Annotated in this window: 21 protein-coding genes and 1 pseudogene; 12 read left to right on the forward strand and 10 right to left on the reverse strand. The window is 69.8% G+C overall.

What is annotated here, in order from left to right:
* Nucleotides 1-196 precede the first annotated feature (196 nt).
* From ABZU99_RS19780 to ABZU99_RS19805, 6 genes are all read left to right on the forward strand, one after another.
* Nucleotides 197-889 carry a TetR/AcrR family transcriptional regulator gene (locus ABZU99_RS19780; RefSeq protein WP_355944158.1) on the forward strand — a complete coding sequence of 231 codons (693 nt, stop codon included), beginning with the start codon at nt 197-199 and terminating at the stop codon, nt 887-889.
* Between the two features lie 414 nt (nt 890-1303).
* Nucleotides 1304-2122, forward strand: a complete 819-nt coding sequence (locus ABZU99_RS19785; RefSeq protein ID WP_356046066.1) for an SDR family oxidoreductase — start codon at nt 1304-1306, stop codon at nt 2120-2122.
* Entirely contained in the window at nt 2119-2916 is a 798-nt protein-coding gene (locus ABZU99_RS19790) for an enoyl-CoA hydratase-related protein (protein WP_356046068.1), read from the forward strand. Before ABZU99_RS19785 ends, ABZU99_RS19790 begins: the two co-directional genes overlap by 4 nt.
* 1 nt (nt 2917) lies before the next feature.
* Entirely contained in the window at nt 2918-4186 is a 1269-nt protein-coding gene (locus ABZU99_RS19795; protein WP_355944164.1) for an acyl-CoA dehydrogenase family protein, read from the forward strand.
* Between the two features lies 1 nt (nt 4187).
* Nucleotides 4188-4970 (forward strand): SDR family oxidoreductase, encoded by a 783-nt coding sequence (locus ABZU99_RS19800; protein ID WP_356046070.1) that lies wholly within the window; start codon nt 4188-4190, stop codon nt 4968-4970.
* Nucleotides 4963-6000 carry a phosphotransferase family protein gene (locus ABZU99_RS19805; protein WP_356046072.1) on the forward strand — a complete coding sequence of 346 codons (1038 nt, stop codon included), beginning with the start codon at nt 4963-4965 and terminating at the stop codon, nt 5998-6000. Before ABZU99_RS19800 ends, ABZU99_RS19805 begins: the two co-directional genes overlap by 8 nt.
* 445 nt (nt 6001-6445) lie before the next feature.
* On the opposite strand, the gene ABZU99_RS19810 is transcribed toward ABZU99_RS19805, so the two are convergent.
* From ABZU99_RS19810 to ABZU99_RS19820, 3 genes are all read right to left on the reverse strand, one after another.
* Nucleotides 6446-6664 (reverse strand): hypothetical protein, encoded by a 219-nt coding sequence (locus tag ABZU99_RS19810; RefSeq protein ID WP_355944170.1) that lies wholly within the window; start codon nt 6662-6664, stop codon nt 6446-6448.
* Between the two features lie 549 nt (nt 6665-7213).
* On the reverse strand, nt 7214-7846 hold the full coding sequence (locus ABZU99_RS19815; RefSeq protein WP_355944172.1) for a response regulator transcription factor: 633 nt from the start codon (nt 7844-7846) through the stop codon (nt 7214-7216).
* Nucleotides 7843-8979, reverse strand: a complete 1137-nt coding sequence (locus ABZU99_RS19820) for a GAF domain-containing protein (protein ID WP_355944174.1) — start codon at nt 8977-8979, stop codon at nt 7843-7845. The genes ABZU99_RS19815 and ABZU99_RS19820 overlap by 4 nt, the downstream gene beginning before the upstream one ends.
* A 271-nt stretch (nt 8980-9250) precedes the next feature.
* Between ABZU99_RS19820 and ABZU99_RS19825 the strand changes: the two genes are divergently transcribed.
* The 5 genes from ABZU99_RS19825 (at nt 9251) to ABZU99_RS19845 (ending at nt 13606) form a co-directional block, all read left to right on the forward strand.
* Entirely contained in the window at nt 9251-10897 is a 1647-nt protein-coding gene (locus tag ABZU99_RS19825; RefSeq protein WP_356046075.1) for a fatty acid--CoA ligase, read from the forward strand.
* A gap of 47 nt (nt 10898-10944) precedes the next feature.
* Complete coding sequence (locus ABZU99_RS19830) at nt 10945-11106, forward strand: hypothetical protein (RefSeq protein WP_355944178.1); 162 nt, start codon at nt 10945-10947, stop codon at nt 11104-11106.
* Nucleotides 11103-11477, forward strand: a complete 375-nt coding sequence (locus ABZU99_RS19835) for a DUF485 domain-containing protein (RefSeq protein ID WP_355944180.1) — start codon at nt 11103-11105, stop codon at nt 11475-11477. The genes ABZU99_RS19830 and ABZU99_RS19835 overlap by 4 nt, the downstream gene beginning before the upstream one ends.
* Nucleotides 11474-13081 (forward strand): cation acetate symporter, encoded by a 1608-nt coding sequence (locus ABZU99_RS19840; RefSeq protein ID WP_356046079.1) that lies wholly within the window; start codon nt 11474-11476, stop codon nt 13079-13081. The genes ABZU99_RS19835 and ABZU99_RS19840 overlap by 4 nt, the downstream gene beginning before the upstream one ends.
* A gap of 237 nt (nt 13082-13318) precedes the next feature.
* Nucleotides 13319-13606, forward strand: coding sequence for a YiaA/YiaB family inner membrane protein (locus ABZU99_RS19845; RefSeq protein ID WP_355944184.1), 288 nt, complete (start codon nt 13319-13321; stop codon nt 13604-13606).
* A gap of 793 nt (nt 13607-14399) precedes the next feature.
* On the opposite strand, the gene ABZU99_RS19850 is transcribed toward ABZU99_RS19845, so the two are convergent.
* The 6 genes and pseudogenes from ABZU99_RS19850 to ABZU99_RS19875 form a co-directional block, all read right to left on the reverse strand.
* Complete coding sequence (locus ABZU99_RS19850; protein WP_355944186.1) at nt 14400-14657, reverse strand: hypothetical protein; 258 nt, start codon at nt 14655-14657, stop codon at nt 14400-14402.
* 375 nt (nt 14658-15032) lie between these two features.
* Entirely contained in the window at nt 15033-15575 is a 543-nt protein-coding gene (locus tag ABZU99_RS19855; protein WP_356046205.1) for a DUF488 domain-containing protein, read from the reverse strand.
* A gap of 419 nt (nt 15576-15994) precedes the next feature.
* The gene (locus ABZU99_RS19860) at nt 15995-18379 is read right to left on the reverse strand and encodes an excinuclease ABC subunit UvrA (protein WP_356046082.1); all 2385 of its coding nucleotides are present in this window, start codon (nt 18377-18379) and stop codon (nt 15995-15997) included.
* Between the two features lie 248 nt (nt 18380-18627).
* A pseudogene (locus ABZU99_RS19865) lies at nt 18628-18836 on the reverse strand (pyridoxamine 5'-phosphate oxidase family protein); the annotation flags it as partial.
* Nucleotides 18837-18857: 21 nt separating this feature from the next.
* Nucleotides 18858-19268, reverse strand: a complete 411-nt coding sequence (locus ABZU99_RS19870; RefSeq protein WP_355944190.1) for a VOC family protein — start codon at nt 19266-19268, stop codon at nt 18858-18860.
* Between the two features lie 5 nt (nt 19269-19273).
* Nucleotides 19274-19699 carry a helix-turn-helix transcriptional regulator gene (locus tag ABZU99_RS19875; RefSeq protein WP_355944192.1) on the reverse strand — a complete coding sequence of 142 codons (426 nt, stop codon included), beginning with the start codon at nt 19697-19699 and terminating at the stop codon, nt 19274-19276.
* Nucleotides 19700-20064: 365 nt separating this feature from the next.
* On the opposite strand from ABZU99_RS19875, the gene ABZU99_RS19880 reads away from it, so the two are divergent.
* A complete protein-coding gene (locus tag ABZU99_RS19880) occupies nt 20065-20187 on the forward strand; it encodes a hypothetical protein (protein ID WP_355944194.1) in 123 nt (40 codons plus the stop codon).
* A 1235-nt stretch (nt 20188-21422) separates the two neighbouring features.
* On the opposite strand, the gene ABZU99_RS19885 is transcribed toward ABZU99_RS19880, so the two are convergent.
* On the reverse strand, nt 21423-21647 hold the full coding sequence (locus ABZU99_RS19885) for a hypothetical protein (protein WP_355944196.1): 225 nt from the start codon (nt 21645-21647) through the stop codon (nt 21423-21425).
* Nucleotides 21648-21781: the final 134 nt, after the last annotated feature.

Genomic DNA, 21781 nt, shown 5'->3' on the forward strand with positions numbered 1-21781 from the left:
TCGGTCCGCCGCGGAGCGGGGCTCGATCCGGCCGCATTACCCGGCTCTGATCTGTCATCAAGCGCCTCGTCGGTGAGTACGCCGAGGTGAACGGCCGGCTTCAGCGCATGTGGGCGTGTGGGCCGCGGCCGTCGCCCCGCACAACCCACCCTGCGAATTTGTGACTCCGACGTCGGATTCAAGTACACTTCTGAGGATGGATACCACCGCGCCCGAGGAGAATTACGGCGAGGAGGCACCGCCGGTGGCGCCTCTCTCGCCACTTCGCGAGCCGCCGCCGACGAAGCGCGGAGCGCGGACGCGCGCGGCTTTGGTGAAGGCCGCACGGAAGGTGTTCGAGCGGGACGGCTACCTCGACACCCGCCTGACCGACATCGCCAAAGAGGCCCATTGCGCGTCGGGATCTTTCTACACCTACTTCGCCAACAAGGAAGAGGTGCTTGCCGCCGTCCTCCTGGAGGCGCAGGAGGACATGATGCACCCCGGCGTGGGCCGGGTGCAGAGTACCGACGATCCGTATGCGGTACTCGAGGCGAGCAATCGCGCGTATCTCGAGGCATACAAGCGGAACGCGCGGTTGATGGGACTGCTTGAGCAAGTCGCCCAAGTGGAGCCGGAGTTCCGTAAGTTCCGAAGCCGGCGTGCGGATGCGTTCATCCGCCGCAACGCCCGCGGCATCGCCGACCTGCAGGCGCGGGGTGTCGCTGACTGTGAGATCGATCCGGTGATGGCCTCCCGCGCGCTGTCGGGCATGGTCAGCCTCATGGCCTATAACGCCTTTGTGCTCGGCGAAAGGCAAGAAGAAGGTACGCCGGTGGACTTCGAGGAGCTCGTGTCCACGGTCACCCGGCTCTGGGCGAACGCCCTGCGGTTCCCCGGCCACCGCTGATCCGGCCGTAGCGCCCACCGGGGCGGAGTCTTCCGCCCGCGACCGTTCGACGATCCTGGATCCTGGCGCCCGCGTCGGCGACGGGATCGGCTCGTGCGCGCCTTCACGCTCGACCACCTGGGTCGATACACCCGACGACACGGCCGCCGCGCCGGGCCGAGTCAGAGGCGTGGAGTCGGTGGGCGATGGTGCCCGTAAGCGGGCTCGCGGCGGGGCGCTCGTGGCCGACTGGCCATCTTTCGTGTGTGGTGGAGGCGTTGACCCGCTTCTGGTTCTTCAGTGGGGCGAGGCGGCCTTCTCCGTGGTGATGGGTTGAACTTGACGTCGGATTCAAATATACAGGTGGGGGGAGACGGTCGCCTCATCTCGGGCCGTGCTCCGGCACCGCATGCCCCGCCACGGAGAGGGTTCGCTGTGAACGTTGCAGAAAAGGTCGCCATCGTCACCGGTGGCGGTGGCGGCATCGGCGGCGCGCTGGTCACCCGGCTCGCCCGCGAAGGCGCCCGGGTCGTCGTCGCCGACCTCGACCCGGACACCGCGCGGGCGGTGTCGGAGACAGTCAACGCCGACCATCCGGGCAGCACCGTCAGCGCCGGCGCGGATGTGTCGGACACCGCCCAGATCCAGCAGTTGATCGCCCTGGCGGAGAGCGCGTTCGGTCCGGTCGACCTCTACTTCGCGAACGCGGGCATCGCCGGGGCACCCGGCCTCGACGCGAGCGAGAACGACTGGGACCTGTCCATCGACGTGAACCTGCGAGCCCACATCCGTGCGGCAACGCTGCTGGTGCCGCGGTGGCTCGAGCGCGGCGAGGGCTACTTCGTCAGCACCGCCTCGGCGGCCGGGCTGCTCACCCAGATCGGCTCCGCCACGTACGCCGTCACCAAGCACGCGGCCGTCGGCTTCGCCGAATGGCTGAGCGTCACCTACGGCGATCGCGGGGTCCATGTCAGCTGTCTGTGCCCGATGGGAGTGAACACCAGGCTGCTGCACTCGGGAGAGGACTCCGGGGATCCCCTGGGGAGAGCGGCCACGCAGGCCGTCACGTCCGCGGGTGACGTCCTCGAGCCGGCCGAGGTCGCCGACGCCGTCCTCGCCGCGATGGAGGACGAGCGCTTCCTGATCCTGCCGCATGAAGACGTTCTGGACATGTACCGGCAGAAGGGCTCGGACTACGACCGGTGGCTGCGCGGGATGCGCCGCTACCAGAGCTCCCTGCTGGCGCAGGCATGACCGGCGCGCCGGGCGAGCTCGTCCTCGCCGAACACCGCGGGCCCGTGCTGGTGCTCACGTTCAACCGGCCCGCCAAGCTGAACGCCTGGACCGACGAACTCGAAAACCGCTACTTCACGCTGCTCGACGCCGCCGAGGACGATCCGGACGTACGCGCCGTCGTGGTCACCGGCGCGGGACGCGGATTCTGCGCCGGTGCGGATCTCCAGCGGCTGCGGGCGGTCGGCGAGGTCTCCGAGGCGGACAGGGCGCGCCGTCGGCCGCGCGATGTGCCGCTGACCCTGCGCAAACCGCTGATCGGTGCGGTGGGCGGGGTGGCCGCGGGGCTGGGCATGGTGGAGGCGCTCTACTGTGACATTCGCTTCGGCTCGCCCTCGGCCCGGTTCACCACGGCGTTCGCGCAGCGCGGGCTGATCGCCGAGTACGGGATCTCCTGGCTGTTGCCCCGGCTGGTGGGGCACAGCCGGGCAACGGACCTGTTGCTGTCCAGTCGCATGGTGGACGCCGAGGAGGCACTCCGTATCGGACTCCTTGACCACCTGGTCCCCACCGGCAGTGTGGTCGACGCCGCTGTCGCATACGCCGCCGATCTGGCGGCGCGCTGCTCCCCGGCATCCATGGCCACTATCAAGAGCCAACTGCGCGACGACGCGGACGGCACCTACGCCGATTCCGTGACCCGGGCGGAAGGCGTCATGCTCCAGGCATTCCGCGGGGCCGATTTCGTCGAAGGCGTGGCCAGCCATCTCGACAAGCGCCCACCGAGTTTTCCCTCCCTACCCGTCAGGAGTTGAGATGTCCCTGTTTGAGACGTCGGACCGCGCCAAGAAGTACCAGGCGGATCTGCTCGAGTTCATGGATTCGCACATCTACCCCGCTGAGGCGGTCTACCACGAGCAGATGCGCGCGTCGGGTGACCCGAACTTCCACCCGCCGATCATCGAGGAACTCAAGGCGGAGGCGCGCAAGCGCGGACTGTGGAACCTCTTCCACCCGCACACGGAGTGGGGCCCGGGGCTGACGAATCTCGAGTACGCGCCGCTGGCGGAGATCATGGGACGCAGTCATATCGCGTCCGAGGCGTGCAACTGCAACGCTCCCGACACCGGCAACATGGAGGTGCTCACGTTGTTCGGCAGCGACGAGCACAAGGAGAAGTACCTGAAGCCCCTGCTCGACGGGACGATGGCCTCGGCCTTCGCGATGACCGAGCCGCGTGTCGCCAGTTCCGACGCCACCAATATCGAGCTGCGGATGGAGCGCGACGGCGACGAGTACGTGCTCAACGGCCGTAAGTGGTTCGCGTCCAATGCCCTGCACCGCAATTGCAAGGTGCTCATCGTCATGGGGAAGACGGATCCCACCGCTGCCCCGCACCGCCAGCAGTCGATGATGGTGGTCCCGATCGACGCCCCCGGGGTCACGGTGATGCGCGGGCTGCCGGTGTTCGGCTACCAGGACCGCGAGGGGCACGCCGAGATCGACTTCACCGACGTGCGGGTGCCGGCCAAGGACGTACTCAAGGGCGAGGGGGAGGGTTTCGCGATCAGCCAGGCCCGGCTCGGGCCCGGTCGTATCCACCACTGCATGCGGGCGATCGGCCAGGCCGAGCGGGCGCTGGAGCTGATGTGCCGGCGTGCGCAGTCGCGGGTGACGTTCGGCCGTCCGGTTGCCGACCGGTCCAACATCCAGGACTGGATCGCGGAGGCGCGTATTGATATCGAGATGATCCGCCTGCTCACGCTCAAGGCCGCGTACTTGATGGACACGGTCGGGAACAAGGAAGCGCGCACCGAGATCGCGGCCATCAAGGTGGCCGCCCCGAACATCGCGTTGAAGATCGTCGACCGTGCCATCCAGGTGCACGGGGGAGCGGGAGTGACCGAGGACTTCCCGCTGGCGATGATGTACGCGCATCTGCGGACGTTGCGGCTGGCGGACGGTCCCGACGAGGTCCACAAGCGGGCCATCGCCAAACAAGAACTGCGGCAGTACCGCGACGTGGCCACGGCAGCGGCGAGCGGCACGGGCGGCCCCGGCGGTCCCAAGGCGGCGGTGAACTGAGATGGCAGGACTCGATCTCACCGGTCGCACCGCCGTCGTCACCGGCGCATCGCGCGGTATCGGGCTGGCGATCGCCCAGGCCATCGCCGCGGCCGGCGGAAACGTCGTCCTCACCTCCCGGTCCCAGGAGGCGGCGGACGCCGCCGCGGCCCAGGTCAGGGGCACAGCGGTCGGCGTCGGTGCGCACGCGGTCGACGAAGAGGCGGCCCGGCGCTGTGTGGATCTGACGCTCGAGCGCTTCGGAAGCCTTGACATCCTCGTCAACAACGCGGGGACCAACCCGGCGTTCGGGCCGGTCCTCGACCAGGACCACGGTCGGTTCGCCAAGACCTTCGACGTGAACCTGTGGGCTCCCGTCCTGTGGACGGGTCTGGCCACGCGTGCCTGGATGGGCGAACACGGTGGGGCAGTCGTCAACACCGCGTCGGTCGGCGGCATGCTCCTCGAGGCGAACATCGGGCTGTACAACGCGTCGAAGGCCGCACTGATCCATCTCACGAAGCAACTGGCCCTGGAACTCTCGCCGAAGGTTCGCGTCAACGCGGTGGCACCGGGTCTCGTGCGCACGAAGCTGGCCGAGGCCCTGTGGAAGGAGCATGAGCAGGCCGTGTCCGCCTCGACGCCGATCGGGCGCATAGGGGAGCCTGCCGACATCGCCTCGGCGGTTGCCTTCCTCGTCTCGGACGACGCGAGTTGGATCACCGGCGAGACCATGGTGATCGACGGCGGGCAGCTGCTCGGTGACCCGCTCCCGTTCAGACAAGGAGTCGACATCGGTGTCTAGCGCGGACATCGCCGGAATCGACGCCGGGGCGGTGAGCCGCTGGCTCGAGGCCCTCGGCGTCGACTTTACCGGGCCGCTTGTCTTCGACCGGATCGGGCTCGGCCAGTCGAATCTGACCTACCTGGTACGGGACCAGGACGGCCGCCAGTGGGTGCTGCGGCGCCCACCGTTGGGTCGCCTGTTGGCGTCGGCGCACGACGTGGCCCGCGAGGCGAGGATTCTGACCGCGCTCAACGACACCGCCGTCCCGACCCCGCGGGTGCTCGGGCTGACCGATGATCCTGCCGTGACCGACGTCCCGCTGCTGCTCATGGAGTACGTGGACGGCCAGGTCGTCGACAGGATGTCGATCGCACGGTCGTTGACGCCCGAGCGCCGCCGGGCGATCGGGATGTCGCTGCCGCGGACGCTGGCAAAGATCCACACGGTCGATCTCGAGGCGACCGGGCTGACCGGTCTGGCCAGCCACAAGCCGTATGCGCAGCGTCAGCTCAAGCGGTGGTCGGGTCAGTGGGAGAGGTCCAGGACCCGCGAGCTGCCCGCCCTCGAGGACCTCACCCGGCGCCTTGTCGCGGCCGTCCCGGAGCAGCACGAACTGACGCTCGTACACGGCGACTTCCATCTGCGCAACGTCATCACCTCCCACGCCGGCGGGGAGGTGACCGCGGTGCTCGACTGGGAGCTGTCGACGCTGGGCGACCCGTTGGCGGACATGGGCAGCCTGCTGGCGTACTGGCCGGAACCGGGGGAGGAGGAGACCGGGGGAGATTTCCCCGCCTCCGTCCTCGAAGGCTTCCCCGACCGTGCCGAGCTCACTCAGGTGTACCTGACCGAAACGGGCCGGGACCCGGCGGCACTGAAATTCTGGCACGTGCTGGGCCTGTGGAAGGTGGCCGTGATCGCCGAGGGCGTGATGAGGCGGGCGATCGATGAACCGAAGAACAAGAGCGCGACAGGCACGCCCACCGTGGAACGTATCGATGCGCTCGTGGACAAGGCATGCCGGATCGCGGGTGAAGCCGGGATCTGAGAAGTATCGGCGAACTTGAGGGCCGCTCGGACATGCCCCGGCCGTCGGTGACGGTCTCACCCGCTCCGGCCCCGGTGGTCGTGGTGGGCGGCCCGTTGCGGCGGGCTCGTCGACGAACGGCCCGGACGTACTGGTAGCGGCGGCGGGGCAGCGGACGTCCGCGTACCGCGATCGGTAGTGCGCCTGGGACGCGGCGGCCGAAACCGCTGTTCGAGCGAGGGGAGACCCGTCACGCTTCCGCGCTCCACTGGCTATGTCAGCCTCTCCGCCCGGCCCACCACAGCGCCTGCTTCCTCGGGCCGCGCCCCGCGTCTGGTCAGGGAGCCTGATGGGCGAAGAGACGTGGACCGCCTCGGTTGCGGGCACGGGGCCGGCTTCCTGTCCTTGTGTATGTGGGCCACGGCCTGGACCGCGCGGTGTCGCGGTGGGTGGGGATCGGTGGTGATCAGCTTGTCCGGCACGAGCTGGAGTCCGACTCGCCCAGCAGATTGACAGGGACGGTGACGAAGGAGAATGCGCTGCTGCTGCACACACTGGGCAAGGTCACGTCCCTGGAGTTGTCGACGGTGACGCCGGGTGCGCCGTCGGCCGTGGCGTCGGCGGCGCCGGCGGCGAGGGCTGCGGTGGCGAGGGCGAGTGTGGACAGGGCGGTCCGGATGCGCATGGGAACTCCTTGCTGGGAGCGAGTGGCTGGATGTGACCGGCTTTGCGTATATGGGTGCCCTTTGGTGACGAGGTGGCGGCCTTGTATCGCCCCAATGGAGGAAGCCCGGCTCCGTAGCCGCCGGTCGGCCCGTTGGCCGTTGACGGGCTCGGCCGACACCTGGGGGAGGGGAGAGCCCTGTGGGTGCCTACGTTCGTGCTGGTCAGGCGCATGTTCGTAGGTGTGTAGGGTGCCGCCGGTCGGTCCATCGGCGGGACGTGGAGGCGGTTGAGCTGGTCTGGATCGGTGATGGGCTGGGGGAGCGACGCTGCCGCGTGGAGGGCGCGGTGGGACCGGTAGTGGTCGTCACACGAACTGCTGGACCGGTTTCTGCGCGACCTGCCGCCGGCCGCCGCCCCAACCCCGGACCAGACGGCAGACAGTAAGATCCGCCTCGACCTCAGTCCTCCTAAGCGGTTACGGCGAAGTCAAGTGCTGATCCTTCTCGGCGTCCAAGCCCTCGGCCAGGCCGAACGGCGAGGGATCAGCGGCGAACTTCACCGCATCCGCTTAGAGGATCCCGCGCTCGCTGGCGCGGGCGAGCGCCTCGACGCGGTTGCGGGCGCCCAGCTTCTCCAGTGTCCGCTGCAGATACGTCTTGACGGTGTTCCGGGTCAGCCCAAGGGCGTCGGCGATCTCCGGGTTGGTCTCGCCCATCGCCACCCGGCGCAGGATCTCGTACTCGCGTCGGGTCAGGCCACTGTCCTTCAGCCGTCTGGTCAGCAGCACATTGAGAAGGTGTTCCGGGCTGGTGCGGACCACCCGTTCCCCCGCGTGGGCACGGCGGACGATGTCCAACAGATCGGATCGGTCGGCGTCCTTGACGACGACGGCGTGCGCTCCGGCGTCGAGCGCCTCCTGCAAGGCCGCGTGGTCCGGGAAGGCGGTGAAGATCACGACTTTGACGCCGGGCACATGGGTCCGCATCCCCCGGATCACCTCGGGGGCGAGCATGTCGGGCAGCCGCAGATCGAGCAGGACGACGTCCGGCTTCAGCCGTTCGACCTCGCTGATCGCCGCCCGGCCGGAGCTGGCATATCCGGACACGGTGAGCCAGGAGGTGTTGCCCAGTGCCAGTGCGACGCCGTCGCGGACGATCGGGTGGTCGTCCACGACCAGGACGCGTACGGTCGGTTCGTTCATGCCGGAACCCACGCCTGGACGCTCACGCCGCCGTCCTCGTTGCGGCTGACATGGACCTCGCCGCCCAGCCGTTCCAGGCGCTCGGACATGGAGGCGTGGCCGAGGCCACCGGAGAGCCCGCGCGCCGACGGCGGGCCGACGCCGTCATCGGCGATGGTCACGCACACGCCCCCGGACAGGGTGAAGACGCTCACCACGACGGAACGGGCCTGCGCGTGTTTCTCAACATTCAGTAGGGCCTCCCGCGTCGCGTCCGCCAGCGCCTTGATGTGGGCCGGCGGAAGGCTCGGCATCTCGGTGACGGTGATGAGGCGGGCGATGATCCCGGTGCGTTCTTCGAAGGCCCGGCAGTCGCCGCGCAGCGCGACGCCAAGGGCCACCTGCTCCGGTGGCGCGTTGAGCGCGTGCAGCGATACGCGCAGGGCGGCGGCGGCTTGGGTGGCCTGCTCCTTCAGGTCGTTGAGGCGGGCGTGCACGCCGTCTCCTTCCGGCAGTTCGTCGGCCAGGGTGCGGATGCCGGCCCCGATGGAGAACAGCATGGCTCCCACCGTGTCGTGGAGTTCCAGCGCGATCCGACGCCGCTCCTCGTGCACGGCGACCTCGGCGGCGTGGCGGGCACGCTCCGCCATCACCGCGGCGGTCGCCGCCCGGCTCGCCGCCTGTTCCAGGGCTTGGGTGGTGCGGTCGCCGAACACGGAGTTCTCGCGGTTCGAGCCGTAGAGGACACTCAGCAGCCGGCCCTCGTGGAGGACGGGCACCGCGATCATCGCTCCCAGGCCCTCCGTCTCGGCCTGGGCGTTGAAGTCGTGGGTAATGGTGTCGGAACGGCGGTAGTCACTGACCCACAGCGGGCGGCGCCGGAGGAGCACCTGCCCCCCGAGCCCGCACCCCTGGGGTACGACCAGACCGTTCACAGCGGGAGTCCGGGCGTTCACCGTGTGCCCGAGCACGATCCGGTCCCCGCCGTCCGGTTCACCCAGCCAGGCCACGTCCACCCCGCTGAGCTCAGGCACATCGTCCACGATCCGGCGCATCGCGATGGACTGGTCGAGCAGGGCGAGGATCTCGCCGTATCCCTCGGTGAGCTCGCGCAGGACATCGGGCCATGGCTGATACCGCCTTTTGTCTGCCACGTCCGTCATGGTAGGTCGCCTCCCGAGGAGCGGACCAGGGACCGGTTGCGCGCTCCACTGCGTTGCATCCTGGCCTGGCGCCGCAGCCGGGGCCATCTCCGAATGGAGACCTCCGAAGAGATACCTCCCCCTGGAGCTACCCGTACGCACCGGCTGCACCCAGGATCACGCCAAGAGGCGCGCCGGCTCCTCCGCGGCTGTCCACCACCCCGCGCCCGGCACCCCTCACGCCTGAGCCGCTGCCTTCCCGACGCTAAGGATGACCTCGCAGATGTCCAGCCGTCCCCCCTTTCCCAGCACCATGCAGAACACGCCGCTGCTGGTTCGCAGGCTGCTGGAGAACGGCACACAGCAGCACGGCGGCAGCACGGTGATCACGGCCGCCGGCAACGGCACCAGGAGTGCGTCCTTCTCCCGCGTCGGCCGCAACGCCGCCAGGCTGGCGCACGCGCTGGCCGAACTCGGCGTGCGGCCGGGCGACCGGGTGGCCACGTTCATGTGGAACAACCAGGAGCACCTGGAGGCGTATCTGGCCGTGCCCGCCATGGGCGCGGTGATCCACCCCCTGAACATCCGTCTCTTCCCGGAGCAACTCACCTACATCGCCAACCATGCCGAGGACACGGTCGTCATCGTCGACGCCTCCCTGCTGCCGGCCTTCGCCGCGCTGATGCCCGATATGCGCACCGTGCGCCATGTCATCGTCAGCGGAGAGGCACCGGCTTCGGCGCTGCCCGACGGCCCGGCGCACGTCCATGACTACGGACGGCTCCTGGAAGGCCGGCCCGAGAGCTACGACTGGCCCGACCTGGACGAGAACCAGGCAGCGGGGATGTGCTACACCTCCGGCACCACGGGCAACCCCAAAGGCGTCGTCTACAGCCACCGCTCGCTGTACCTGCACTCACTGGGCATCAGCCTGCCGGACCTCATGGACATCTCCGCCCGTGACCGCCTGCTCGTCATCGTCCCGCAGTTCCACGCCCAGGCCTGGGGTCTGCCGTACGCGGCGTTCCTGACGGGAGCCTCGCTCGCCATGCCCGACAGGTTCCTGGCCCCCGCGCCGCTCGCCGAGTTCATCGCCGCCTCCCGCCCCACCAAGGGATGCGGTGTGCCCACCGTCTGGCAGGGCCTGGCCAACCATGTCCTGGCCCACCCCGAGGCCGATGTCTCCAGCCTCCAGGAGGCCGTCGTGGGCGGCTCCTCCTGCCCGCCCTCCCTGATGCGGACCTTCGAGGACAGTTTGGGGATCCGGCTGCTGCACGTCTGGGGCATGACCGAGATGTCGCCGCTGGGCACCCTGGCCCGCGCGCCGGAGGGCGCCGAGGGCGAGGACGCCTGGCGTTACCGGCTCAGCCAGGGCCGCTTCCCGGCGCCGGTGGAGGCGCGGCTCATCGGCCAGGACGGGGCCGTCCTGCCCCGGGACGGCAAGAGCGTGGGGGAACTGGAGGTGCGCGGCCCGTGGATCACCGGCTCGTACTACCTCGACAACGACCCGGAGAAGTTCCACGACGGCTGGCTGCGCACCGGTGACGTGGGGATGATCAGCGCCGACGGCTTCCTCACGCTCACCGATCGGATCAAGGACGTGATCAAGTCCGGCGGGGAGTGGATCTCGTCCGTCGAGCTGGAGAACCACCTCATGGCCCACCCGGACGTGGCCGAGGCATGCGTCGTCGGGGTCCCGGACGGCAGGTGGGGGGAGCGCCCCCTGGCCACGGTGGTGCTCCGGGACGGCCACACGGTGGCCTATGCGGAGCTGCGCGGCTTCCTGGCCGAGAAGGTCGCGGCATGGCAGCTCCCGGAGCGCTGGGCACTGCTCGAGGAGGTGCCCAAGACCTCGGTGGGCAAGTTCGACAAGAAGACCCTGCGCAGGCAGTACGCGGACGGAGAGCTGAAGGTCGACGTCATCCCGTAGGCCGTCTCCCCGTCCGTGACCAGCCGTTCCCATACCCAGGACACGCCATGAGCCGCATGACCGAGCATCCCGAACGCGATCGCCGGGAGGCGCCGGCCCGGTATCCGAGCGGGCTCGACCACGAGCTGTACTCCGACGCGAAGCCGCACCGGGCCATGGCCGGGGCCCTCTCCGGTCGTCGCGCCACGCCACTGCGGGCGGCGCGGTGACGCCCGGGGCCCCACCGCCCCCGCCGTGGGAACGGGGTTCGCGGCGGAAACCGGCTCCGTCCTCCGACAGGCGGCGCCACGCCGACCCGGGCCAGCGTCGGCCGCAGGCGGCACGACGGCGCCCGGTCTTCGCCGTCACGGGCGCTGTCGTCGGCCTGTACCTGTTCAACGCCCTGCTGGCGGGCGAGGTGCGGGGCGTGATGTCCGTACAGATCGCCGGACCGCTGAACATCGGTCTCGGCCTGGCCCTGTTCCAGTGCGTCACCACCGTCTGGGCGGCCCGCTGGTACGCCCACCACGCCACAACCGTCCTGGACCCCGAGGGCCGGCGCCTGAGGGCCCACGCCGAGCAGAGGAGGAACGCGCGGTGACCACAGCACAGCGGCTCACCGACTCCGGATCGTTCCCGATCTTCGTGGTCTTCGCCGCCTTCGTCTCCGGCACCCTGTTCCTGGCCATCTGGGTCACGTCGGACCGGGCCACTCCCGGCGACTTCTACGTCAGCGACGGCCGGCTGACCCCGGCGCGCAACGGTATCGCCCTCTTCGGCGACTACATGTCCGCCGCGACGTTGCTCGGCTCCCCCGGCCTGGTCGCTTTGACGGGATACGACGGGATCCCCTATCTCCTGGGACCGATCGTCGCCTGCATCGTGATGCTTCTGCTGGTCGCCGAGCCGTTCCACAGCGCCGGGCGGTACACGGTCGGCGACGTTCTCGCGCGGCGTCTGCGCCCGCGGCCGGTGCACTGGGCCGCGGGGATCGCCACACTCGTCATCTCCCTGGCGTACCTGATCGCCCAACTGGTCGGCGCCGGGGTGCTGGCGGCACCCATCCTGGGTCTGACCGGGCGGGGCGCGCAGCAGGCAGTGGTCGCCTCGCTCGGTGTACTAATGATCATTTACGTGATGATCGGCGGGATGCGGGCGACCACCGTGGTTCAGCTGGTGAAAGCCGTCATGCTGCTGACCGGAGGCGTCATCGTGGCCGTCCTGGTGATGTCGGAATTCGGCTGGAACCCGGCGGCTCTGATGAGCCGGGCGGCGGACAACAGCGGCTTGGGGGAGGCGTTCCTGCAGCCCGGCGTGCGGTACGGCGACGACGGTGCGGGCAAGCTCGACTCGGTGAGCCTTCAGCTGGCGCTCGTACTGGGGGCTGCCGGACTCCCGCACCTGCTCATGCGGCTCAACGCGGTACCCACCGCGCGTGCGGCACGCGGCTCGGTCCAATGGGCGACCTATCTGACGCTGGCGTTCTGCGTCATGGCCGGGGTGCTGGGGTTCGGTGCGGTGGCGCTGCTCGGCCGGGATGCCATCACGGCCGACAGCCCTTCGGGGAATTCGGCCGTACTGCTCCTGGCCGAGTTCCTCGGAGGGCCGTTCCTGCTCACGGTCATCTCCTGTGTCGCCTTCGCCACCATCCTGGCCGTGGTCGCCGGGACCGTGCTGGCCGCCTCGACCGCGCTGGCGCACGACCTCTACCAGGCCGGCTTCAGGGGCGGCGAGGGGTCGGAGAAGAGTGAACTCCTGTTCGCCAAGGGCGCGGTACTGGTAATCGGTCTCATCGCGACGGGGCTGTCCATGTACGCCCAGGGCCTGAACATCTCCCTCCTGGTGGGTCTCGTCTTCGCCGTTGCGGGGTCCACCGTCCTGCCGACGCTCATCTACACCCTGTACTGGAGGGGGTTCACCACCAGGGGGGCGCTCTGGGGCCTGTACGGGGGACTGTTCTCCTCGGTCCTGCTGGTGCTGCTCTCTCCCGCGGTGTCGGGAGGTCCGGCCGCGCTGCTGCCGACCGTGGACCTCGTGGTCTTCCCGCTCAGCAACCCCGCGGTGGTCTCCATCCCGTTCGGTTTCCTCCTGGGCTGGCTGGGATCGGTCCTGGACCGCGGAGAGCCGGGCGGGGCGGAGTTCGCCGAGACCGAGGCCCGGATTGTCACGGGGGCCGGCGCACGCCCGGACAACGATCCGGTCTGACGGAAGTGGGCCCGGGCCGCCGAACCATTGTGCCGAGCCGCCCAGCGATGGCGTCACCCGAGGTCGGCCCCAGCGAGGCTATTTCCGGACCGCTACGGTGCGCTGACCGGGGTCTCGGCGGTCCGGGGGGCGTCGCGGGGGCGCTGCGAGGTCCTGTGGCGTGCGCCTGATGTCTGAGTACGTACCTGAGTACCCGGTCGGATGCGGGGATGACCGCGTCCGCCGATCCTTGTCCGTATGAGTGAGACACCGGTCAAGCAGCAGAGTACGGCCGCGTTCTACGGTCAGGCGGTCGCCTCCTTCGCCGTCGCCATGGCGGCCACCGCCATCGGCATCTTCCGGCTGAACGCCGACGCCTGGGTGCGTGGCTTCCTGGCCATCGCCGTGCTCTACCTGGTGACTTCCGCCTTCACCCTGGCCAAGGTGGTCCGGGACCGGCAGGAGGCCGGGCAGATCGTCAGCCGGGTCGATCAGGCGCGGGTGGAGAGGCTGCTCGCCGAGCACGACCCCTTCGAGAAGCTGTGAACACTTCCGTACCGCTCGGGCGGGCACTCTCAGCTCCGCTCACGTTGGGGGGCCGGACGCTCCTTGGGGCGTCTCCGGACTGTGCGCGTGTCCGGTCCCGTGCGAGGCGTTGCGCCTGCGTTGCGGGCGGATGCGGGCTCACGAAAAGCGGCGTCTGCCAGGACGGGGGCAACTGGCCGACGCCGAGCTCAGAGGTGCGGCTGCCCATGCTGATGGGCGGTCACTCAAGGAACCTTTGGGGTCGTCAGCCCCGGGACGGACAGCCTGCCCAGTTCCGGCAGCCACAGGCCAGGCGCAGCGGCACGACACGTCATGGTGCCGCGCGGCGGACTCCTGGTGAAGACAGCGGGTTCGGCGGAGGCGCCGCCTGACGTCGGTGATCAAGGCTGCTGACCTGGCCGGATGAATCATCGGCACCCGCGTGTCCAGGAGATGTGCGGGCGGCGCGGTGTGCGGGCCGGTCAGCGGGCGAGATGAGGCCGTGGTGATCGCGAGGGCACACCACCCGGCCTGCCGACGGGGCCGTACGGATCGGGCACCGCGGGCGGCTTGGCCCTGTTGAGGAACGGGCTCGCGCGGGTGCGGGCACGGGCGGCCGCGGTGGGGTGTGTTGGGCTGCTGTGTGGACGCGCCGACGGTGGCCGCGCTGGATGCTCACGAAGGCACCTTGCGTACGAGCGGCACCGATGCGCTGATCCTGGTGCGGCGGTGAGTGCCGCGTTCCCCTCAACCCGAGAGGGCTGAGGGGAACGCCCTGGCTCAGCGACCGTGGTCGCCGAATCCGCTCCAGGCGTCAGTCAGTGGTGTTGAAACAGCTGACACTGACGACGAGCGTGTTGTTACCGGTGGGCGAGTAGTCCCCGACGTCCCCGGTGGTGACGTCACCTGAGGTGATGGAGACGTCGCCGGTGTTGAGGCTGCAAGCCTGGACGGTGGTGGGAGGCGGAACCTCCTTGTGGTCGCCATCGGTGGCGGCCGCGGTACCGGTCCCGAGGAGCACCAGGGTGCCGGCGGTTGCGGCCAGGAAGGCCGCCTTCTTCGCGATCTGCATAATTCCTCCGTATGAGTCGCCAGTCGGAAATCAACTGGTAATTAGATTTAACAAGGGAAGTCGCGCAGAAGCCGTCAAGGAACGCTGCAATTGGGCTGCTCGGCCCAATGGTCGTCCCTTCATCACCTCCAATGGCGCAGTCGCGTGAGGCGTGCGGGACGCCGAAGACCTCGCCGGGGCCGGTGGGTCAGTCGACGCGGATGCCCACCGAGTACGCAGTCGGGCACACCGTGGTCCTTATGGTCCTTCGCGGCCGGGTGTGTGTCCCAGGAGGGCGCGTGGTGTCCACACGGGCCACGGAGTCCTCACCACAGGCCTCACCGGAGTACGGGGTACCGCAGACGTACGGCATCGCCCTCGCCGGTCCGGCCGGCTTCACTCCGGGAGGGGAGGCTGGCCCGCGTCGTAGACGAGCAGGCGGGGTTCGGGCAGCAGGCGAGCCTCAGTGCTCGGGCGGTGCGGTTTCAGTGTTCCGTCGTGCATGAGGTGCAGGACCTGGATCTCGCGGGCGAGGACCAGGAAGTCGGCGATCATCTTGCGGTGGCAGCGCCACCACACGGACTCCGCGCACATGACCGCGGTGCGTTCGCCGGCCGACTCGGTGAGCAGGTCGTCGATCGCGGCGAGGAACTCGGGCGAGCGCATGTGGGCGGCGTACCCGCTGAAAGCACGGTTGCGCAGCGCGGTGTCGGGCGTGTCCGGGCGTGCCTTCCGCCAGCCGCCGAGCCGCTTCTCCCACCGGTAGGCGATGCCGGTCTGCGGCAGCCACCGTGACATCGCGTCACGGTTGGCGTCGGGATTGTGTCGGCTGCCGGGCGCCGTCCGCACATCGACCAGCCGGCGCACTCCGGCGCCGTGCAGCAGTCGCTCCATCTGCGTGGCGTCCGCGGTGCCGTGGCCGAAGGTCAGCAGTTGCATGTCACCCACGCGGCCCCTTCGCCCAAGCCGGGTTACCGCCTCGCGGCATCAGGCGCCGTCCATACGCATCGCGGCCGGGGCCGGACGGCTTGCGTGGTCCGCCGACGGCGCTCGGCTTCCTCGGAGCTGGAGGCTCCGCATATGCCATGACGAAGATCACCTTCCGGAGTGTGGCATCTCCCCATCTCAGTAGTACATGCGGATTCGTCGCCGGCGCCTGGTTCCCGTCGCCGGCGCCTGGTTCCGTGCCGTGGGACAGCGGCTTACCGGGCTGGGCGCCGTCGCGAGTTCTCCCGAGTTCGGTCACGAGTTCGGGGCAAGCCCCCGTCGCCGCCGCCATGCCCGGGCCCGCGATTGCCTCTACCGACGGCAGGCGGCCGCGAGTTGTGACTGTTTCACCGGGTCGGCGAGGGCCTCGGTCAGGTGCCGACGTAGGCCGCGAGGTGCTCGCCGGTGAGGGTGGAGCGGGCGGCGACGAGGTCGGCGGGGGTGCCCTCGAAGACGATCCGGCCGCCGTCGTGGCCGGCGCCGGGGCCGAGGTCGATGATCCAGTCGGCGTGCGCCATGACCGCCTGGTGGTGCTCGACGACGATGACCGACTTGCCGGAGTCGACGAGCCGGTCGAGCAGGCCGAGCAGCTGTTCGACGTCGGCGAGATGCAGGCCGGCGGTCGGCTCGTCGAGGACGTAGACGCCGCCCTTCTCGGCCATGTGGGTGGCCAGCTTGAGCCGCTGCCGCTCGCCGCCGGACAGCGTGTTGAGCGGCTGGCCGAGGCTGAGGTAGCCGAGCCCGACGTCGGCGAGCCGGTTGAGGACGCGCTGCGCGGCCGGTGTGTGCGCCTCGCCGGCGCCGAAGAACTCCTCGGCCTCCGTCACCGACATCGCCAGCACCTCGCTGATGTCGCGGCCGCCGAGGAGGTGGTCCAGCACCGATGCCTGGAACCGCTTTCCCTCGCACTCCTCGCAGGTGGTGGCGACGCCGGCCATCATCGCCAGGTCGGTGTAGATGACGCCGGCGCCGTTGCAAGTGGGGCAGGCGCCCTCGGAGTTGGCGCTGAACAGCGCCGGCTTCACGCCATTGGCCTTCGCGAACGCCTTGCGGATCGGGTCGAGCAGCCCGGTGTACGTCGCCGGGTTGCTGCGTCGGGAGCCCTTGATGGCTCCCTGGTCGACCGACACCACGCCCGCGCCGGCCGGGATCGAGCCGTGGACGAGGGAGCTCTTGCCGGAGCCGGCGACGCCGGTGACGACGGCAAGTACCCCGAGTGGGATGTCGACATCGACGCCCTGCAGGTTGTGCGCCGTCGCGCCGCGGATCTCCAGCGTGCCGGTGGGCTTGCGCACCGTCTCCTTGAGGGCGGCCCGGTCGTCGAGGTGGCGGCCGGTGACGGTGTCGCCGGCCCGCAGCCCCTCGACGGTGCCCTCGAAGCAGACGGTGCCGCCCGCCGTGCCGGCGCCGGGGCCGAGGTCGACGACGTGGTCGGCGATCGCGATCGTCTGCGGCTTGTGCTCCACGACGAGCACCGTGTTGCCCTTGTCCCGCAGCCGCAGCAGCAGATCGTTCATCCGCTGGATGTCATGGGGGTGCAGGCCCGCGGTGGGCTCGTCGAAGACGTAGGTGACGTCGGTGAGCGAGGAGCCGAGGTGGCGGATCATCTTGACGCGCTGCGCCTCACCGCCCGAGAGCGTGCCCGACGGCCGGTCGAGCGAGAGGTAGCCAAGGCCGATCTCCACGAACGAGTCGAGAGTCTGCTGCACCGCGGTGAGCAGCGGCGCCACCGACGGCTCGTCCAGACCGCGGACCCACTCGGCCAGGTCCCTGATCTCCATCGCGCAGGCGTCGGCGATGCTGACCCCCTTGATCTTCGACGACCGGGCGCCCTCGCTGAGCCGGGTGCCGTCACACTCGGGGCAGGTGGTGAAGGTGACCGCCCGCTCCACGAACGCCCGGATGTGCGGCTGCAGCGACTCCTTGTCCTTGGACAGGAACGACTTCTGGATCTTGGGGATCAGCCCCTCGTAGGTGAGGTTCACGCCCTCGACCTTCACCTTGGTCGGCTCCCGGTACAGGAAGTCCTGCATCTCCTTCTTGGTGAACTCGCGGATCGGCTTGTCCGGGTCGAGGAAGCCCGACTCGGCGTAGACCCGCACGGTCCAGAAGCTGTCCGACTTCCAGCCGGGGATGGTGAACGCGCCCTCGGCGATCGACTTGGAGTCGTCGTAGAGCTGGGTGAGGTCGATGTCGGAGACCGTGCCCCGGCCTTCGCAGCGGGTACACATGCCGCCGGTGCGGGAGAAGGTCGCCTTCACCGCCTTCTTGGCACCGCGCTCGACCGTGATCGCACCGCTCGCCCGGACCGAGGGGACGTTGAAGGCGTACGCGCTGGGCGGGCCGATGTGCGGCTTGCCGAGCCGGCTGAAGAGGATGCGCAGCATCGCGTTGGCGTCGGTGGCGGTACCGACCGTGGAGCGGGTGTCGGCACCCATCCGCTGCTGGTCGACGATGATCGCGGTCGTCAGCCCGTCGAGGACGTCGACCTCGGGCCGCGCCAGCGTCGGCATGAAGCCCTGCACGAAGGCGCTGTAGGTCTCGTTGATCAGCCGCTGCGACTCCGCGGCGATCGTGTTGAACACCAGCGAGCTCTTGCCCGAGCCGGAGACGCCGGTGAACACTGTCAGCCGGCGCTTCGGGATCTCGATGCTGACGTCCTTGAGGTTGTTCTCGCGCGCGCCGTGCACGCGGATCAGATCGTGGCTGTCGGCAACGTGCAGCGCAGGCGACTGAGTGTCCGTCCTCGTGGCCATGCTCATCGTGTCTCCATCTGTGAGGCGGGGCCGCCTTCGCGGTCTCCGTCGGCGTCGCCTTGCTCGATCTGGCCAGCTTCGAGCAGTGTGTCTGGTGCCTGATCGGCGGTGGCGGCCGGGGTGGTGCGACGCCCGTCCGGCTGACGCCGGCCGGGGTCGAGCTCGGTGCACGTATCACGGCATCCACGCCGCCTCGGCCCGTGGCGCCTCTGGGCTCCGGCCACGCGGCGCGCCCGGCCGAGGCATTCGCCCTCGATCATGGACACGTCGCGGGTGTGGCCGGCCCCAGCCGAACCGCCCGGGTGGCGGCCAGGTTCCTGCCGGTCGGGCTGTCCGTCGGCCTGGCCACCAGCAGCGCCTCGCCGTCCCGGTCGAAGGACAGCGGCACCAGGTATGGCGCACCGTCCGCCGAGGCCCTGGCCACCCAGACATCCACGGTGCCGTCTGTGCAGGTCAAGGCTTGCTGTCGCCGGACGGCTCAGCGGAGCTCGTTGAAGCGAAGCATATTGCCGGAGGGATCGCGGAAGGCGCAGTCGCGGACGCCGTATGGCTGGTCGGTCGGCTCCTGCAGCACCTCGCCACCCGCGGCGCGGACGCGCTCGAAGGTGGCGTCGCAGTCGTCGGTCCTGAAGATGACACCGCGCAGCAGGCCCTTCGCCAGCAGTTCCGCCATGGCCTGCTTGTCGGCGGGCGAGGCGTTCGGGTCCGCGAGGGGCGGTTCGAGGACGATGTCCACATCGGGCTGCGACGGCGCGCCGACAGTCACCCAGCGCATCCCCTCGAACCCGACGTCGTTGCGCACCTCCAGACCGAGAACGTCCCGGTAGAAGGCGAGCGCCTTGTCGTGGTCGTCGACGGCGATGAAGCACTGTGAAAGCTTGATGTCCATGCGATTCACGCTACGGGTGGTGGGGCAGGTTTTGCTTCTCCATTCCTGACCGGTCGCGTGTGGATCTTGGCGACGCAGGCCGGGATGGCGGCACCCTCGTCATGGCGGCGGGCCCGGTATGAGCTCGGGCTCTCGCCGACCAGCTCGGTGAAGCGCGAGCTGAACGACCCCAGCGATGTGCAGCCGACCGCGAAGCAGACCTCCGTCACCGTCAGGTCGCCCCGCCGCAGCAACGCCTTGGCCCGCTCGATTCGGCGCGTCATCAGGTAGCTGTACGGCGTCTCCCCGAAGGCAGCGCGAAAGCTGCGGGAGAAATGGCCCGGTGACATGAAGGCGACGCGCGCCAGCGCCGGAACGTCGAGCGGCTTCGCGTAGTCGCGGTCCATCAGGTCACGGGCCCGGCGCAGCCGGACGAGATCCTCCAACGTCACGCGACCACCATCCCACAGCACCGGGCGCCGCCGGTGCCGGCGAAGTGGACGCCTGGCTGCTCGAGAGCGCAGAGCGCCGAGGGCACGCCCCGTCGACTGCTGCGTGTGCGGGGTCGTCCCGGCCATGGGGGCGGGAGGCCTCGATGGCTGTCCCTGGGGCGCGGGCAACCGTCCAGGGAGGCGCCCACGCCGATCCGTCTGCGTGTCACGGCGAGGGTGCCGGGGCTGATGTGTTGCCTGAGCCCGACGGAGTGGGAGTGGGGCTTGGCGAAGGCGTTTTGCCGGGGCCGGGGCCGGGGCGGGTGGCGGATGACGACGGCCTGGGGGGTGAGGCCGTCCGGCTGGGCTGGTGATCGGAGGGCTCCTTGGACGGCTCGCTGGTGGCCGACGGCGAGGGGCTCGTCTTCTTCGCTGGTTCGGTGGGGGTGCCCGACGGCCGGGGCGGGGCTGTCGTACGCGGGGGACGAGTGACGCTGTTCCTCGACTGACGGCTGGCCCTGTCGGGCGGGCGAGTGACGGGCGAGACCGAGTTGGCGGGGGTGGACGCGGCAGGATCGGCCTCGTGCTCCGGGGGAGATCCGGTATCCGGCTCCGAGGCCGCATGCGAAGGGCCGGGGGAGCGCTGGGAAAGCAGTAGTGAACCGCCTGCCAGACTGCCGACGACCGCGAGGGCCGCCATGGCCGCCGCCCTGCGCCGGTGCCTGGTGCGGCCGGGGACGACACGGCGCCGCGGAGAAGGATCCGGCTCCCCCTGCGGGCGCCTGCCTGTGTCGGCTGCCGGGGTACCTTCGCGGGCGGCCCCGGGGCCGGGTGCGTCGGGGCCCGCGAATTCCAAGGTGCCGGACTCGAGTGAGCCGGACTCGAGCGTTGCGGTCTCGGGCGTAGCGGTCTCGGGTGTGGAGAAACCTTCTTCCTGACCGGGCCCGAAGACCTGTTCCGCGATGGTCTGCGCCCTCAGCGCTCGAGGGTCGGCCTGCCCGGCGAGCGGGTCGTACGCACCGCACTCCGGACACGTCACGACGCCGTTGAGAGTCCTGCGGCACGAGGAGCAGTAGTCCATCTCTTGCCTTTCCGTTGTCGACACGCACCGCCGCCTCTCCTGCGGTGATCCACCCGGGGGCAGCCCTCGGGTTCCGTGTCGGGTAGTGCCGGTGTCGAGGGCGGGTCTGCCGGCCCTCGCCCCGCCCGGGACGGTCTTCGCCTTCCGGACCAACGCTCACGGGCGGTTCGGTGGACCGGAGAGGTCAGCGCCGCGCCGGAGGATGTCAGGGCTCCGACCTCCCGCAGACGCACCGGCGGCCGGTCATATGTCACGGCTCATTTCGGTTAACGCCTCGGCTCCCCGCCGCGGCGATGCTTACCGCACCCTGAACAACCTGGGCATATGACCCTCACTCCGTTCCGCTGTGCGCCCGAGCCGTTCGGACGGTTGCTCTGTCCCAGGCCGAAAGCGGCCTGCTGACACGAGGTACGCCCGACCACGCCGCCGCGTTCAACGGTGGCCCCGGCTCGGGCGTCACCGTGGCCGGTCTCACACACCGACGACGGCTCCGGACGGTGGCCAGTCGCAGCAGCGCAATGGATCACGTGTCTGGCCGCCGGGCCGGCCACCTTCGAGGAGAACGACCACGGCCTGCTGCCCCGCACTCCAGGCAGGTCTGCGCCCACGGCCCGGGCCGCGAGCTCTGGGAGGTCTACGTCGCTGGTGGGGACGGTGTGGCCGTCACCGCGTGCGAGTTGCCGGCAGATGCTTGGCGACCTCGGCCACGGGTGCCACCCAGATGCGGTCGTCCTGCGCCAGTCGGCGGCAGACCTCTTCGAGGTCGCGGGCGCGCACGGTCTGCCGACATTGATCGCCGATGTCGTGGCCGGCCATGATCACCCACTCCCCACGGGTCATTCCCCTGTCCACAAGAGACATGAGCGTCTCGACGTCGAGTCCGTCCATGACGTAGGCGTCCAGTGTGCGAGGTCGCGGAGGTGCGGGAGGTTGCCGATCTGGGTGGCCTGCTGACGCGACCGAAGACCAGTGGTCGGCTGCGGCGGCAGTCCCGGAGGGCACCCTCGCTGAGGTGTCCGGCG

Source organism: Streptomyces sp. NPDC005266, from assembly GCF_040607655.1.
Taxonomy (GTDB): Bacteria; Actinomycetota; Actinomycetes; order Streptomycetales; family Streptomycetaceae; genus Streptomyces.

What these genes read in the sequence shown, in the direction of transcription:
- ABZU99_RS19780 (WP_355944158.1), top strand. Translation starts at nt 197, where the DNA reads ATGGATACCACCGCGCCCGAGGAGAATTACGGCGAGGAGGCACCGCCG.
- ABZU99_RS19790 (WP_356046068.1), top strand. Translation starts at nt 2,119, where the DNA reads ATGACCGGCGCGCCGGGCGAGCTCGTCCTCGCCGAACACCGCGGGCCC.
- ABZU99_RS19795 (WP_355944164.1), top strand. Translation starts at nt 2,918, where the DNA reads ATGTCCCTGTTTGAGACGTCGGACCGCGCCAAGAAGTACCAGGCGGAT.
- ABZU99_RS19800 (WP_356046070.1), top strand. Translation starts at nt 4,188, where the DNA reads ATGGCAGGACTCGATCTCACCGGTCGCACCGCCGTCGTCACCGGCGCA.
- ABZU99_RS19810 (WP_355944170.1), bottom strand. Translation starts at nt 6,664, where the DNA reads ATGCGCATCCGGACCGCCCTGTCCACACTCGCCCTCGCCACCGCAGCC.
- ABZU99_RS19815 (WP_355944172.1), bottom strand. Translation starts at nt 7,846, where the DNA reads ATGAACGAACCGACCGTACGCGTCCTGGTCGTGGACGACCACCCGATC.
- ABZU99_RS19825 (WP_356046075.1), top strand. Translation starts at nt 9,251, where the DNA reads ATGTCCAGCCGTCCCCCCTTTCCCAGCACCATGCAGAACACGCCGCTG.
- ABZU99_RS19830 (WP_355944178.1), top strand. Translation starts at nt 10,945, where the DNA reads ATGAGCCGCATGACCGAGCATCCCGAACGCGATCGCCGGGAGGCGCCG.
- ABZU99_RS19845 (WP_355944184.1), top strand. Translation starts at nt 13,319, where the DNA reads ATGAGTGAGACACCGGTCAAGCAGCAGAGTACGGCCGCGTTCTACGGT.
- ABZU99_RS19850 (WP_355944186.1), bottom strand. Translation starts at nt 14,657, where the DNA reads ATGCAGATCGCGAAGAAGGCGGCCTTCCTGGCCGCAACCGCCGGCACC.
- ABZU99_RS19855 (WP_356046205.1), bottom strand. Translation starts at nt 15,575, where the DNA reads ATGCAACTGCTGACCTTCGGCCACGGCACCGCGGACGCCACGCAGATG.
- ABZU99_RS19860 (WP_356046082.1), bottom strand. Translation starts at nt 18,379, where the DNA reads ATGGCCACGAGGACGGACACTCAGTCGCCTGCGCTGCACGTTGCCGAC.
- ABZU99_RS19870 (WP_355944190.1), bottom strand. Translation starts at nt 19,268, where the DNA reads ATGGACATCAAGCTTTCACAGTGCTTCATCGCCGTCGACGACCACGAC.
- ABZU99_RS19885 (WP_355944196.1), bottom strand. Translation starts at nt 21,647, where the DNA reads ATGGACGGACTCGACGTCGAGACGCTCATGTCTCTTGTGGACAGGGGA.